Raw genomic sequence first — 12,824 nt, forward strand, 5'->3', positions numbered from 1 at the left:
GCGGTCGGCGGCCTGGCCCTCGGCCTGGCGGCGGCGGGGCTGGCCGCCGCGGCGCTGCCCGGCGTGGCCCGCTACCTGCGGGCCCAGACCGGACGCGCGGCGGGCGTCGCCGCCACCGACCGGCTGTTCGCCGCCACCGAGAAGCAGGTCGGCCTGCGCCGCTTCGAGGACCCGGCGTTCCTGGACCGGCTCCGCCTCGGCCAGCAGGGCGCCGGCAGCGTCGCCGAACTCGTCGACGGCGTCGGCGGCGGTCTGCAGGGCGTGCTGGCCCTCACCGGATTCGTCGGATCGCTGCTGGTGATCAGCCCCGCCATGACCGGGCTGGTGCTGCTGGCCGCCCTGCCCGCCCTGGCCGCCGAACTGCTGCTGTCGCGCCGCCGCGCCCAGGTCGAGTGGGACACCGAGAAGACCCAGCGCCGCGAGTTCTTCTACAGCCGCCTGCTCACCGGCGTCGAGGCCGCCACCGAGATCCGGCTGTTCGGCATCGGCGCGTTCCTGCGCGCCCGCATGATGACCGAACGCCGTCGCGCCGACGCGGCCCAGCGCCGCATGGACCGCTGGGAACTGGCCGTCCAGGGCGGGCTGACCACGCTCAGCGCCACCGTCGCGGGCCTCGGCCTGTGGTGGGCGGTCCTGGCCGCGCGGCGCGGCGCCCTCACCGTCGGCGACGTGTCGATGTTCGTGGCCGGGGTCGCGGGCGTGCAGAGCGCCCTGGACGGGCTGGTCTCGGCGATCGCGTCGGTGCACGGGCGGCTGCTGGCGTTCGGCCACTACGTCGCCGTCGTCCGCGCCGACCCCGACCTGCCCCGCGCCGCCGACGGCGACGCCCCCGAGCTGCGCGAGGGCGTCGAACTGCGCGACGTGTGGTTCCGCTACAGCGACGACCACCCCTGGGTGCTGCGCGGGGTGGACCTGTTCATCCCGCACGGCCGCGCCGTCGCGCTCGTCGGGCTCAACGGCGCGGGCAAGAGCACCCTCGTGAAACTGCTGTGCCGCATGTACGACCCGGTGCGCGGCCGGATCCTGTGGGACGGCGTCGACCTGCGCGACATCCCGCCCGAGCGGCTGCGGGACCGGATGAGCGCGGTGTTCCAGGCCCACATGAACTACGACCTGACCGCCGCCGAGAACATCGCCCTGGGCGACCTGACCGCGCTGGACGACCGTCCCCGCCTCGCCGAGGCCGCCGTCCGCGCCGGGATCGACGACAAGCTGGCCGCCCTGCCGCGCGGCTACGACACCCTGCTCAGCCGCATGTTCTTCGGGGACCCCGACGAGGGCGACGAGGAGACCGGCGTGGTGCTGTCGGGCGGCCAGTGGCAGCGCCTGGCCCTGGCCCGCGCGTTCGTCCGCGAGGGCCGCGACCTGATGATCCTGGACGAGCCCAGCTCCGGCCTGGACCCCGAGGCCGAACACGAGATCCACCAGCGGATGCGCGAGCACCGCGAGGGCCGTACCAGCCTGCTCATCACCCACCGGCTCAGCGCCGTCCGCGACGCCGACCTCATCGCCGTCCTCTCCGAGGGGCGGATCATCGAACGCGGGAACCACGACCACCTCATGGCCGCCGACGGCGAGTACGCCCGCCTGTTCCGCCTCCAGGCCGCCGGATACCAGGAGGCCACGTGACACCGGGAGGCCACGTGAGAACGGCGGCGCTGGGGGCCCTGCTCGCGGCCGGGGCGGTGCTGTGGTTCCGCCGCCACTACCTGGTGGCGACCGTGCGGGGCCGCAGCATGGAACCCACCTACCGGGAGGGCGACCAGCTGCTGGTCCGCCGCGCCGCCCGTCCGCGCGCCGGGCAGGTCGTCGTGGTCCGCGCCCCGGACCCGCCGCTGGCGTACGAACCCGACGGCCCGCTGACCCCCGAGGAGGCGAACGCCCCCGAGATCGAGCCCCCGCCCGCCGACCGCCTGCTGGTCAAACGCGCGGTGGCCGTGGCGGGCGACCCGGTGCCGAGAGACGACTTCCCGGCGCTGCGCGACACCGCCGAACCGGTCGTCCCCCCGGGGTCACTGGTGGTGCTGGGCGACAACCCGTCGGTGAGCTGGGACTCCCGCGAGTACGGCTTCGTGCGCCCCACCGACTACGTGGGCGTCGTCCTGCGCCGCCTCACCGGCTGACACGCCCGATATCAGCCATCGGATCCGCCCCTGACCGTCATCGACATCTGCTGGAACGCAACCCGGCTCACGAAAATCACAGGACCTTGCCTGTCCTTGCTGTCGCGAACAAAAATGCCGTCGCGGGCGGCGGAGACTTCCACGCAGTTTCCGCCGTTGGCTGAACTCCTGCTCGCCTTCCGCCACTCCGACCCGTTCAGCTCCATTTTTCCTCTGCAACCTTCCTGATAACATCTCTCGACATTCTGCCCGGAAGCGCGTTCTCGCGCAATTCCACGAGAGCCCTGCTCAATTCGGTGAGGTCCTGGGCTTCGTCCGATGTTATGCCCCGGATCGTCGTCTCCAGATAAGCGATTTCGCTTCGGTCGCTCAACGTCGCGAGGACGAAAGCGCCTCCGCAGCCCATGTGCTCTCCACCGGCGGGGACGACCTGGACCGTCACGTTCGGCCGCTCGCTCACCGTGATCAGGTGCTCCAGTTGCGCCCGCATGATCTCAGGAGATCCGACCGGCCGGTACAGGGCGAGTTCGTCGATCAGTGCGACGAGGGTCGCGGGTGCGGGGCTTTCTCGCATGATGACCTGCTGGCGTTCGATACGCGCCGACACGGCTTGTTCGCAGCGGAGAATGGGGCGGGCGTAGTCGGGGATCTGGAGCAGACCGGGAACCAGCGAGTGCTCGTAACCGACCAGCATCACGGCCTCCTGCTCGACGGTCGGCCAGTCGAACCAGAGCGGGACCGGGGTCCCGTCCTTGGTGAGGTCGTCGTAGAGCTCCAGCAGCGCACCACCGGCGCCGGTCACCTCGTCGACGATCTCCGCGAACGAGCGTTTGCACCGTCGCTTGCCGGTCTCGACCTGCGAGACGAACGACACGGATGTGTTGGTTCGTGCGGCTATGGCCTGCTGTACGACGTTGGCGCGCAGGCGATAGCGCGCCATCTGGCGGCCGAAGGCGGCGAGCGCGGGCTGTGACGTGGGCGAACGCCGCCGAGGAGACATGATCAGTTCCTTCCACCGGTTTCACAAACTGCTTGACGTTTTTCGACCTTTGGTCAGTTCTTCATTGTTGATAGCCAGTCTAGGTCGCGAATGGCTCACTGAGAGTGAGAAGTGCGGAACCCGTCCGCGAGGGGCTTCGGAACCCGAAGGTGCGTTCATGATCAGTGAAGGGCGTCGATCACGTCCGGAACGGCTGTCGAAGGTATCGGCGATCATGCTGCGGGCGAATGTCCGGTCGATCGGACGGATCCGGGAATTCGTCACCGGGGCTCTGGCGAGCCAGGGGATCGACGCCGAAGTGATCGATGATGCGGCGATCATCGTCAGCGAGCTCGCGACGAACGCGCTGCGTTACGGGAAGCTCCTGGACGGGATGATCGTCTGCGCCTACGCGTCCGCCGAGGGGCCGGTGGTGGAGGTGTGGGACCGGTCGCCCGAGCCGCCGCGCGTGATGCCGATCGACTTCGAGGCCGAGTCCGGGCGGGGCCTGAACATCGTCTGCGAACTCTCCGCGCGCTGGGGCGTCACGCCGCTGCCCAACGGCGGCAAGGCCGTCTGGTCCGTCATCCGCAAGGCAGGGGACTAGTAGGGCCGCCCCTGGTACGTCAGCCCAAGGTACTGACCTGGATCCTCCGGCGCTTGGAGGCTGAAGGACTGTGAGCTTTGCCGGCTCTCCCGGAGTGCCAAGGCGAGCCGGGCGCTGTCTCCAACGCGCCGCCCCGCGGCGGTCGGCTGTAGGAATCCGGACCCGCGATCAGCGTTCGGTGTCGCATCAGACAACGTTCGCCCGGTCGTCCTGAGGTCGGATTGGGTGCTGGCGCTTGAACGACGACGATCGGGAGTTCGCCGAGTACCGGTGCGTGCAGGTCGCAGCGATGGACGGGCCCACCCGCCCGTGATAGGCAGCGGAGATGGGGCCGCCTTACCCGTTCAACACCGAGATCTTCGTCAGCGCGGACATACGCGCTCCAGGACTGGCGGAGCCGGCCGCCCACCTGCGGAGCGAGTGGCCGGGGCACAGTCGGGCGACCGCTCCCGCCGACCGGCCCGCCGCCGAAGCCGCCATCATCGGCCTGTACCGGCTGATCGGCGCCGAGGAACCACGGCTGGTGTGGATCGACTCGCCTGCAGCCGCCTGCCCGCCGGACGATGATTTCTGCGAGCCCACGGCCGAGGCGGTCGCGGAGGCGTACGGCGGACCGGCGCCGGGGGCCTGGCTGCTACCGGTGCTCAACGGCGGTGTCCCGGACGGCGAGTCCCGCCGATGGCGGGCCGAAGCCCGCCGCCGGGAGGTGTGGGAGCGGCGGCTGACCCTCTGGAGGGACCTCGTCGGCTCCTGCGGCGGCTGGTGGCCGTTCGAGCGGGTGTGCGTGGTGTCAGAGCGGCCGGTCGAAGTTCACGTCGAGTCCTGGCACGAGCGCGGTGAGGCGGACGTGCGGCTGCACCGCCGCGACGGTCCGGCGATGCGCTACCGCGACGGCTGGTGCCTGTACGCACTGCACGGGCAGGTGGTCCGGGAGGACATCGTCCAGGGCGAACGGACCGGGACTCCTCCCTCCGATCCGCGCGGCGATCTCCCCGGGCTGATCGAGAACAACGACGCCCGGGCCATCGTCCGCCTCGTCGGCAAGGACTTCCGCGGAGCCGATCTTCGCGGCGTCCGGTTTCCCCCTCGCACCGATCTCACCCGCGCTGACCTCAGCGGAGCCGATCTGCGCCACGCGGATCTGTCCGGGGCGGACCTCGCGGGCGGCGGCGTGTACGCGGACTTCACCGGCGCCAAGCTCGTCGGAGCCGATCTGCGCGGCGCCGACCTCGGCATCGTCCCCGACTTCAGCAGGGCGGACCTGACCGACGCCAACCTTGCCGGACTGAGCCTCGGCGGTGCGCCCGAGTGCGGCTTCTCGCAGTTCACCGGGGCGAAACTGCTACGCACGATCTTCACCGGCAGCGATCTGCTGGGTGCGGACTTCACCGGCGCGGACGTGTCCGGCGCGGATTTCGCGGGGGCCAGATTCTGGATGGGCATGGAACGTGCGTCAACCGCCGAGCAGGTGTCCTTGGCGGCGTCCCTCTTCGGCGGAGCCACCTGGGACGGCGCCACGACATGGCCCGACGACCGCCTGGCCGAAGTGTTCAGGCAGGCGTCCCATCCGGCCGCCGACGGCACGTTCCGCGTACATGACAAACCGTCGCGGCCGGATATCGCCCCACACCCACCGGCAGGCGCCTCGGCGCAACCGACCAGCGGCGGTCAAGGCGACGTCTTCTTCGACTTCGGTCGCTAGTACCCCGTCAGGCAACGTTCGCCCGGCCTTGACCGTGTGACACGCCCGCCGACCTCCCGCCAGGGCGGGCGCGCCCGCCGAGAGCCTGGAGCTGGACGGTGACCACAACGGCCAGGTCAACCCATGCCTAACGTAATAAGGACCGGCGTGGTCCCGGCAAAGTCCCGTTACCCCGCATCGCGTAGTTTCAGAATGTATGTCGCAGTAAGCGCGACGGCATGGTCCTCGTCATGCGACAGTTCCGCGAGGGCGCGGGACGCCGTGCTTCCCGGGATGTCCGCGAGCGCCTGCGTCAGCCGTCGGCGCGCGGACGATTCCACGGCGCCGGGGGCGAGGCGTTCGACGAGCCCGGTGGCGATCCGATCCGCCAGCGCGGGATCACCCGCCAGCGCGCTCAGCGCGTCGGCCGCGTCGGCGTCGTTCGCCTCCTCGGCGACCATGCCGATGAGCGTCGGGACCGCATCGGCCACTCCCCGTGGCCCGAGTGCCAGGGCCGCACACCTGCGGACCGCGATGTCGGAGCTCGTGAGGGCGCCCCGCAGCAGTGCGGTCGCCTCATCACCCGGGATCTCGGCGATGGACTGGACGGCGCGTTCGCGCACCTCGGCCGCCGGTGAGCCAAGGCCCTCCGCCAGCAGCGGCAACCCGCCATCGCCCGACTGCGCCAGAGCCCATCGGAGGGCCCCGGCGACGTTCGGGTCCGTCTCGCCCAACACCGCCTCGACCAGCGCCTCCACCGGCGCCGGAACCTCCTCGACGGAGGACAGCGCCGCGCGCTGACGCTTCGCGGCGCTCTCCGCCCCCAGAGCCTGCAGCAGCGCGACGATCTGGAAGACGTCCTCCCAGCCGGCGGGTTCCGCGGCACCGATCCGACGCAGCCGCGTGAGCAGCTCCGTCTCTCTCGCGATGCGTTCGCGCGTCTGGCGGATGAGGTCGTCGACGAGCTCGGAGGGCGTGAAGCCGGGATCGTCCAGCGCGGACCCGACCTCACGCAGCGACAGCCCCAACGACCGCAGGCTCTCGATATGGAAGATCCGCCGGATGTCCTCGCCGGAGTACTCCCGGTAACCGGCCGAGGTACGCCCCGTCGGCCGCACCAGGCCGAGCGACTCGTAATGCCTGAGCATGCGGGCGCTGACCCCGGAACGCCGCGCCACATCACCGATCAACACTGTCCATCATCCCTCCTGACCGGCCATGCCGAGAGCGACGAGGCGCTTGGCCTCCTCGACCGCGAACTCGAACCCGGCGTCCGGGTCGCGCCACAGCCGCTCCGTGACGATCGCATGGTGACGCGCCTGGGGGTCGGGACCCGTCATCGCGGCACGCAGGATCGGCATGATCACCTCACCGAGCGCGATCAGCGCCCGGCTGAGGCTCAACCGCGTCTCGCGCGCCCCGCGCCCGAGCTGTGTCGCCAGCACCGCGGCCAACTCGGCTTCCTCGCCTTCGGGCACGAGCACGACCGCCGCCCGCCACGCGCTCCGCGCCACCTCGTCGTCGGCGTCGGTCAGGAGCGCCCGCGTGATCGCCGGCCACGCCCGCGGGTCCCCGATCTTGGACAGCGTGTGCAACGCCTGGCTCCGCGCCTGCGCGCGCTCCGAGCGCAGTTCGTCGATGAGCCTGGGCACCGTCACCGACGACGGGTGACGGGTGAGCGCCCAGGTGAGCATGTCGCGCACGAAGAACTCGGGCTCGATCGCGCACCGTTCGACGAGCTTGTCGACGAACCGCGGGTCAGGGGCCGTGCCGACCGCCATCGCCGCCCGCAGCCGCACCGACGAACCGCTGTTCTCCAGCCCCTGGAGGGCTCGCAGGACGTTCGTGTCCTCTTCCGGCATGGTCATCGGGACCACCTCCCTGACCGCAGTGAAGACGTTGTCACCGTGTCAAGGTCAAGCGCCGACGACCCCGACAGCGCCCCACTCCGCTCCGTGATCCCTGATGAAACGCGGGTCGGATACGGTATCGGCACATGCGGAACCTTCCCGAGGACGTCGCCGATGTCCTGGACTTCCTGTTGGACGGCGACGGCCCGGCGCGCCGCGCGCTTCGCGATCAGCTTCCGCACCTCAGCGTGCGAGAGCGCTGCCGGTGCGGGTGCGGCACCGCCTATTTCGAGCTGGACACCGATGCCGTGTCGCCCGCGTCGGTCCCCGGCCGCAGCACCGTGATCGCCGCTGAGGCGCAGATCGTCACCGACACGGAGGAATGGCTGGGAGAAGTCCTGCTCTTCGTCCAGGGCGGCTACCTGTCATGGCTGGAGATCTGCTCCTACGGGCTCACCGAGATGACATTGGCCAAGGCCCGTCCGCTGCTGCGGCCCTACCCGGAATCCGCCCCTGGGACCGACCCCGAAACCTGACCATCTCCTGACGGCCTTCACCCCGCGAGGCCGCCGAACGGCGTCGGCCTCGCGGGGTGTGGGGTGCTTCGCTCGCGCGTCGTCTCTAGCGAGAGGTCTTGCTGCGCGTCGGACGTCCGCCTCGTGCGGAGCGGGCGGGCTGCGAGTCGCGCGGGCCGCGGCGGCTGGGGGCGGCGTGGCGCGGGCGGGCCTGGCCACCGGCCGGGGCGGCGACCTCGACGGGGACGCCTGACGGGGTCCGGGCACCGGTGATGCGGGCCAGCTCGGGGTCGCCGGGTCGCACGGTGGTGCTGTGCGGGGTGATGTCGGCCCGGGACATGAGCTGGTTCATCGCGCGGCGCTGGGAGGGCAGCACCAGGGTGGCCACGGTGCCGGACTGCCCGGCGCGGGCGGTGCGCCCGCCGCGGTGGAGGTAGTCCTTGTGGTCGGTGGGCGGGTCCACGTTGATGACCAGGTCCAGGTCGTCGATGTGGATGCCGCGCGCGGCGACGTTGGTGGCGACCAGCACGGTCAGGTCTCCGGAGCGGAAGCCGCTGAGGGTGCGGTTGCGCTGGGACTGGGTCTTGCCGCCGTGCAGCGCGGCGGCGCGGACGCCGCAGGCCGTCAGCTTGCGCACCAGCCGGTCGGCGCTGTGCTTCATGGAGACGAACATGATGACCCGGCCCGCGCGGGCGGCGATGTGCGCGGTGGTGTCGTGCTTGTCGGCCTCGGTGACATGGAGCAGGTGGTGCTCCATCGTGGTGACCGTGGCGGCGGTGGGGTCGACCGAGTGGGTCACCGGGTCGTGCAGGAAGCGGCGCACCAGCGCGTCGACGTTGCGGTCCAGGGTGGCCGAGAACAGCATCCGCTGGCCGCCGGGCGCCACGTCGTTGAGCAGCCGGGTGACCTGGGGCAGAAAGCCCATGTCGGCCATCTGGTCGGCCTCGTCCAGCACGGTGAGGGTCACCTGGTCCAGCCGGCACGCGCCCCGGTCGATCAGGTCGGTCAGGCGGCCGGGGGTGGCGACCAGCACCTCGGTGCCGCGCTGCAGGGCGTTGGCCTGGCGCGGCAGGGGCATTCCGCCCACCACGGTGGTCATCCGCAGCCCGACGGCGCGGGCGTAGGGGGTGAGGGCCTCGGTGACCTGCTGGGCGAGCTCCCGGGTGGGGACCAGCACCAGCGCCAGCGGACGGCGCGGTTCAGCGCGTCGCCCCGCGGTGCGGGCCAGCAGCGCCAGGCCGAAGGCCAGGGTCTTGCCCGAGCCGGTACGCCCCCGGCCCAGCACGTCACGGCCGTTGAGGGCGTCGGGCAGCGTCGCGCCCTGGATGGGGAACGGGGCGGTCACCCCCTGGCGCGTCAGCGTGGCCAGCAGCGGTGCGGGCATCGACAGCTCGGCGAACGAGGTGACGGCGGGCAGCGCCGCGGTGACGGGCGTGGGCTGGGCGAACTCGCCCTCGCCCGACTGCGGCCGGGAGGCGTGGGCGGCCTGGGGGCCGCGGGCGCGGGACCGGCCGTGGACGGGGGGTCGCGAGGTACGCGAAGTACGGGGCATGGTGAGAGACCTTCCTCAGAACGGCGCGTGTCGAGGAAGGCTCCACAGGCCCGAAGCGGGGCCGTATGCGGGATTCTCAAGAACGAACCGCGGGCGGCGGGCCGCGGATGCGCGGCCCGGTCGTGCCGGGTGGGCGGCCGGTGGGGGCCGCTGGTGGCGATGCTCCCGCGGCGGGGCGGAACGGGCCGCTGCCCGCCGCGGGAGACCGTCAGCCGTTTCAGGCGGGAACGATGTTCTCCGCCTGCGGGCCCTTCTGGCCCTGGGTGATGTCGAAGGACACCTTCTGGCCCTCCTGGAGCTCACGGTAGCCCTGGGAGGCGATGTTGGAGTAGTGGGCGAAGACGTCGGCGCCGCCGCCGTCCTGCTCGATGAAGCCGAAGCCCTTTTCCGAGTTGAACCACTTGACGGTACCGGTGGCCATATTGATCTCCTTCTGGGTTTGATCCCGATCCACACCGTGCGGACCGGGAGCGCCGCGATAGACCCATCCGGAAAATCCAGAACAACAAAAAACGCGCCAGAGGTTGTGTGGAGAACCTACAGGCGCGTGCAAATGTCTATGGGAACCGCAACTGATGTAACACTAGCACACGGATGCACCGGTGGGACGGACCCGTCCCGTGAGGGTCCTCCGATGCGGCGATGAGCAGGGAGAACAAGCCCGAAATATCCCCGCGAATACGGCCGTACACCCCGTCTGATTCCGTCAATCGCCTCTCTCTGGACACGCCCTCGACACCCTCTGACCGGCCGTCCACGCCCGCTTCCCGATTATTCGATGAGCGAGGCCGGCCGGTTCGAGAGAGATCAGCCCGTGATAGAGCGGGACGACGGGGGCGTTCGCCGGACATCTGGTGGACGGCAGGCGAAAACCACGTTTTTCCGGTGGTGGTCTGCCGGCGCCGGGGTCACTCGGAGCAGAGCTGGGCGCGCAGGGTCTGGCCGGCCCATCGCGTCCAGCGTTCGAGCGACCAGCCGCGTTCGCGCACGAACAGCAGGTACAGATCGGGGCTGAGCAGCCCGTACAGCAGGTCGGCCGCCTCTCGCGCCGACAGGTCCGGGCGGGCGCCCGGCTTGGTGACCAGCGCCTCGGCCGCCGCCTGGTGGACGACGTAACGCGGATCGACGTCCCTCGGCCACAGGGCGGCGACCTCGGGGTCGCTCGCGGCGGCGGCCTCCAGCACCTTGCCGACCGGGGCGACGCGCTCCAGGACCGCGGTCGTGCCGGCGACGTAGGCGTCCAGCATCCGCGGCGCGGTGTCGGCGGCCAGCGCCCCGGTGAACCAGGGGCGGTCCATGGTGGCCACCGGCTCGTCGTCGCCGGCGATCGTGACGTCGACCAGCTCCTTCAGCAGGGTGCGCTTGTTGCCGAAGACGAAGTAGATCGTCTGCACCGCCACCCCGGCGCGGGCGGCCACGTCCTGCAGGTTGGTCGCGCCGTACCCGTCCCGCACGAACAGCGCGAGCGCCGCCTCCAGGATGCGCCGGCGGGTCTCCTGCGCCTTGCCCGTCCGTCTGCCGGACCGCTTGACATCGCTCATGGTTAGAGTCTACCTCTAGATGCGAACACTAGAAGTCAACTCTAGAGATGGGATCCAGCCATGACGGTCATCAGCGTCACCCGCTTCCAGGCCGACCCCGCCGACGCCGAGGAGGTGCGGGTCCGGCACGCCGCGCTGGTCGCGGCGATCCGGGCCGCGCAGGACGGCCTCACCGAGGCGCGCCTGGGCCGGGCCGACGACGGCACGTGGGTCGGTGTCTGGCGCTGGGACTCGGCCGACAGCCTGCGGGCGGCCCGGGAGATCGCGCCCGCCACCCCCGCGGCCGCCGAGGCGTTCGCGCTGGTCCGCGACGTCACCGCGGAGGCCATCGAGATCGTGGACGAGCGCTGACCGCCCTCCCGGCCCCGCACCCGCGGGGCCGGGCCCCCGAACGAGGAGAAGTGATGATCGAGATCGAGGCGTTGACCAAGGTGTACGGCGCGGCACGGGTCCGGGCGGTCGACGGGGTGTCGCTGAGCGTCCCCGCCGGGTCGGTCTTCGGGTTCCTGGGCCCCAACGGCGCGGGCAAGACCACCACCATCAAGATGCTGGCCGGGCTGCTGAGGCCCACCTCGGGCCGGGTCCGGCTGGGCGGCTACGACGTGGTCCGGCAGCGCCCGGCGGCCATGGCGCGGTTCGGCGCCGTGCTGGAGGGCTCGCGCAACGTCTACTGGAGCCTGTCGGCCTGGCAGAACCTCATGTACTTCGGGCGGTTGAAGGGCCTGCGCAAGGCCCGGGTCGCCGAACGCGCGCACGAGCTGCTGACCGGGCTGGAGCTGTGGGAGCGCCGCGGCGAGAAGGTCGGCGGCCTCTCGCGCGGCATGCAGCAGAAGGTCGCGATCGCCGCCGCCCTGATCGCCGACCCGCCGATCGTCCTGCTGGACGAGCCGACCCTCGGCCTGGACGTCGAGGCCACCCGCACCGTCAAGGACTGGGTCGCCGGGTAGGCCCGCGACCGGGGCACCACCGTCCTGCTCACCACCCACCAGCTCGACGTGGCCCAGGAGCTGTGCGACCGGGTGGCCGTCATGCGCCGGGGACGGCTGGTGGCCGACCTGCCCATGCGCGAGCTGCTGGCCCGGTTCCGGGAACGCGACCGGTACGAGATCCGCGTCGAGGGGGCGGCGCCGCCCGGTTTCGACGCCGTCACGCGCGACGGCGTCACCACCATCGACGTGCGGGTGGACGATCCGCGCGAGGTGTACGAGGTGGTCGAGCGCCTGCGCGCGGGGGGAGCCGTCCTGGAGTCGCTGACCCAGGTGCGGCCCGACCTGGAAGAGGCGTTCCTCGCCCTGGTGAACGGGCCGTCCCATGCCTGAGGTCCTGCGCGCGGAGATCGGCAAGGGGCTGCGCGTCCAGCTCGCGCACCCGGCCGGACATGTGATCACGCTGCTGGTCAGCACCATGATGTACCTCGGCCTGCAGTTCGTGCTGGGCCAGGGCGAGCTGCGCCGGGACCTGCTGCCGCAGACCCTGGTCGCGATCGGCGGCTACTGGTTCCTGCAGTACGCCGGGCTGGTGATGGTGGCCGACCTCATCGAGGAGAAACGCGCCGGCACCTTCGCCCAGGCGCAGATGAGCCCGGCGCCGCCGTGGCTGCCGATGGTCGGCCGGCTGGTCACCGCGTCGGTGTTCGGGCTGGCCGTGGCGACCGTCGCCGCGCTCGTCCCGATGCTGGTGGCCGGGATCACGATCCCCCTGCGCTGGGCGGCGCTCCCGCCCGCCCTGCTCCTGGGGGCGAACGTGCTGGCCTTCACCTTCCTGCTGGCCGCCCTGGCCCTGCGCTCCCCGATGATCGGCGTGCTCCAGTCGCTGTTCACCTCGCTGGTGCTGCTGCTCAACGGCTCGTTCCTGCCGCTGGCCCTGTACCCGGGCTGGCTGGCAGCCCTGGCCAGGACCCTGCCCACCACGCTGGGCGTCGAGGCGCTGACCCAGACGCTGTTCCAGGGCCGGAGCCTGGCCCAGCTCTGGACCGG

16 protein-coding genes are annotated in these 12,824 nt (G+C 71.4%); 9 read left to right on the forward strand and 7 right to left on the reverse strand.

Features of this window, described 5'->3' with window-relative positions; genetic code table 11:
- Together AKI01S_RS45645 and AKI01S_RS45650 are read left to right on the forward strand one after the other, a co-directional pair.
- The coding region (locus tag AKI01S_RS45645) for an ABC transporter ATP-binding protein (protein WP_067832554.1) at positions 1–1,629 on the forward strand (1,629 nt) is incomplete at its 5' end.
- A gap of 14 nt (positions 1,630–1,643) precedes the next feature.
- On the forward strand, positions 1,644–2,123 hold the full coding sequence (locus AKI01S_RS45650; protein ID WP_067832557.1) for a S26 family signal peptidase: 480 nt from the start codon (positions 1,644–1,646) through the stop codon (positions 2,121–2,123).
- A gap of 11 nt (positions 2,124–2,134) precedes the next feature.
- Here AKI01S_RS45650 and AKI01S_RS49970 read toward each other — a convergent pair whose 3' ends face one another.
- Both AKI01S_RS49970 and AKI01S_RS45655 read right to left on the reverse strand, forming a co-directional pair.
- Positions 2,135–2,329 carry a DUF397 domain-containing protein gene (locus AKI01S_RS49970; protein ID WP_084000895.1) on the reverse strand — a complete coding sequence of 65 codons (195 nt, stop codon included), beginning with the start codon at positions 2,327–2,329 and terminating at the stop codon, positions 2,135–2,137.
- Complete coding sequence (locus AKI01S_RS45655; protein WP_067832559.1) at positions 2,320–3,123, reverse strand: helix-turn-helix domain-containing protein; 804 nt, start codon at positions 3,121–3,123, stop codon at positions 2,320–2,322. The genes AKI01S_RS49970 and AKI01S_RS45655 overlap by 10 nt, the downstream gene beginning before the upstream one ends.
- 157 nt (positions 3,124–3,280) lie before the next feature.
- On the opposite strand from AKI01S_RS45655, the gene AKI01S_RS49975 reads away from it, so the two are divergent.
- Both AKI01S_RS49975 and AKI01S_RS45665 read left to right on the forward strand, forming a co-directional pair.
- Positions 3,281–3,709 (forward strand): ATP-binding protein, encoded by a 429-nt coding sequence (locus tag AKI01S_RS49975; protein ID WP_169814128.1) that lies wholly within the window; start codon positions 3,281–3,283, stop codon positions 3,707–3,709.
- Positions 3,710–4,034: 325 nt separating this feature from the next.
- Positions 4,035–5,411, forward strand: a complete 1,377-nt coding sequence (locus tag AKI01S_RS45665) for a pentapeptide repeat-containing protein (protein WP_067832563.1) — start codon at positions 4,035–4,037, stop codon at positions 5,409–5,411.
- A 167-nt stretch (positions 5,412–5,578) separates the two neighbouring features.
- Here AKI01S_RS45665 and AKI01S_RS45670 read toward each other — a convergent pair whose 3' ends face one another.
- Entirely contained in the window at positions 5,579–6,583 is a 1,005-nt protein-coding gene (locus tag AKI01S_RS45670; protein ID WP_067832565.1) for a HEAT repeat domain-containing protein, read from the reverse strand.
- A gap of 6 nt (positions 6,584–6,589) precedes the next feature.
- Positions 6,590–7,258, reverse strand: coding sequence for a HEAT repeat domain-containing protein (locus AKI01S_RS45675; protein ID WP_067832566.1), 669 nt, complete (start codon positions 7,256–7,258; stop codon positions 6,590–6,592).
- 128 nt (positions 7,259–7,386) lie between these two features.
- Here AKI01S_RS45675 and AKI01S_RS45680 point away from each other — a divergent pair, with 128 nt between their 5' ends.
- Positions 7,387–7,776 (forward strand): hypothetical protein, encoded by a 390-nt coding sequence (locus tag AKI01S_RS45680; protein WP_067832569.1) that lies wholly within the window; start codon positions 7,387–7,389, stop codon positions 7,774–7,776.
- Between the two features lie 85 nt (positions 7,777–7,861).
- Here AKI01S_RS45680 and AKI01S_RS45685 read toward each other — a convergent pair whose 3' ends face one another.
- The 3 genes from AKI01S_RS45685 to AKI01S_RS45695 all read right to left on the reverse strand — a co-directional run bounded on the left by AKI01S_RS45685 (position 7,862) and on the right by AKI01S_RS45695 (position 10,848).
- Complete coding sequence (locus AKI01S_RS45685) at positions 7,862–9,307, reverse strand: DEAD/DEAH box helicase (RefSeq protein ID WP_067832571.1); 1,446 nt, start codon at positions 9,305–9,307, stop codon at positions 7,862–7,864.
- 217 nt (positions 9,308–9,524) lie between these two features.
- Positions 9,525–9,728 carry a cold-shock protein gene (locus AKI01S_RS45690; protein ID WP_067832573.1) on the reverse strand — a complete coding sequence of 68 codons (204 nt, stop codon included), beginning with the start codon at positions 9,726–9,728 and terminating at the stop codon, positions 9,525–9,527.
- 487 nt (positions 9,729–10,215) lie between these two features.
- Positions 10,216–10,848 carry a TetR/AcrR family transcriptional regulator gene (locus AKI01S_RS45695; protein ID WP_067832575.1) on the reverse strand — a complete coding sequence of 211 codons (633 nt, stop codon included), beginning with the start codon at positions 10,846–10,848 and terminating at the stop codon, positions 10,216–10,218.
- 60 nt (positions 10,849–10,908) lie between these two features.
- On the opposite strand from AKI01S_RS45695, the gene AKI01S_RS45700 reads away from it, so the two are divergent.
- The 4 genes from AKI01S_RS45700 to AKI01S_RS45710 form a co-directional block, all read left to right on the forward strand.
- Entirely contained in the window at positions 10,909–11,199 is a 291-nt protein-coding gene (locus AKI01S_RS45700; protein WP_067832577.1) for an antibiotic biosynthesis monooxygenase, read from the forward strand.
- A 53-nt stretch (positions 11,200–11,252) separates the two neighbouring features.
- Entirely contained in the window at positions 11,253–11,795 is a 543-nt protein-coding gene (locus AKI01S_RS53085; RefSeq protein ID WP_218010064.1) for an ABC transporter ATP-binding protein, read from the forward strand.
- A 48-nt stretch (positions 11,796–11,843) separates the two neighbouring features.
- Complete coding sequence (locus tag AKI01S_RS53090; protein ID WP_218010065.1) at positions 11,844–12,167, forward strand: ATP-binding cassette domain-containing protein; 324 nt, start codon at positions 11,844–11,846, stop codon at positions 12,165–12,167.
- On the forward strand, positions 12,160–12,824 hold a 665-nt coding region (locus AKI01S_RS45710; RefSeq protein ID WP_067832579.1), incomplete at its 3' end, for an ABC transporter permease. The genes AKI01S_RS53090 and AKI01S_RS45710, both read left to right, overlap by 8 nt.

The sequence above is a fragment of the Actinomadura kijaniata NBRC 14229 genome (genome assembly GCF_001552175.1).
Classification (GTDB): Bacteria; Actinomycetota; Actinomycetes; order Streptosporangiales; family Streptosporangiaceae; genus Spirillospora; species Spirillospora kijaniata.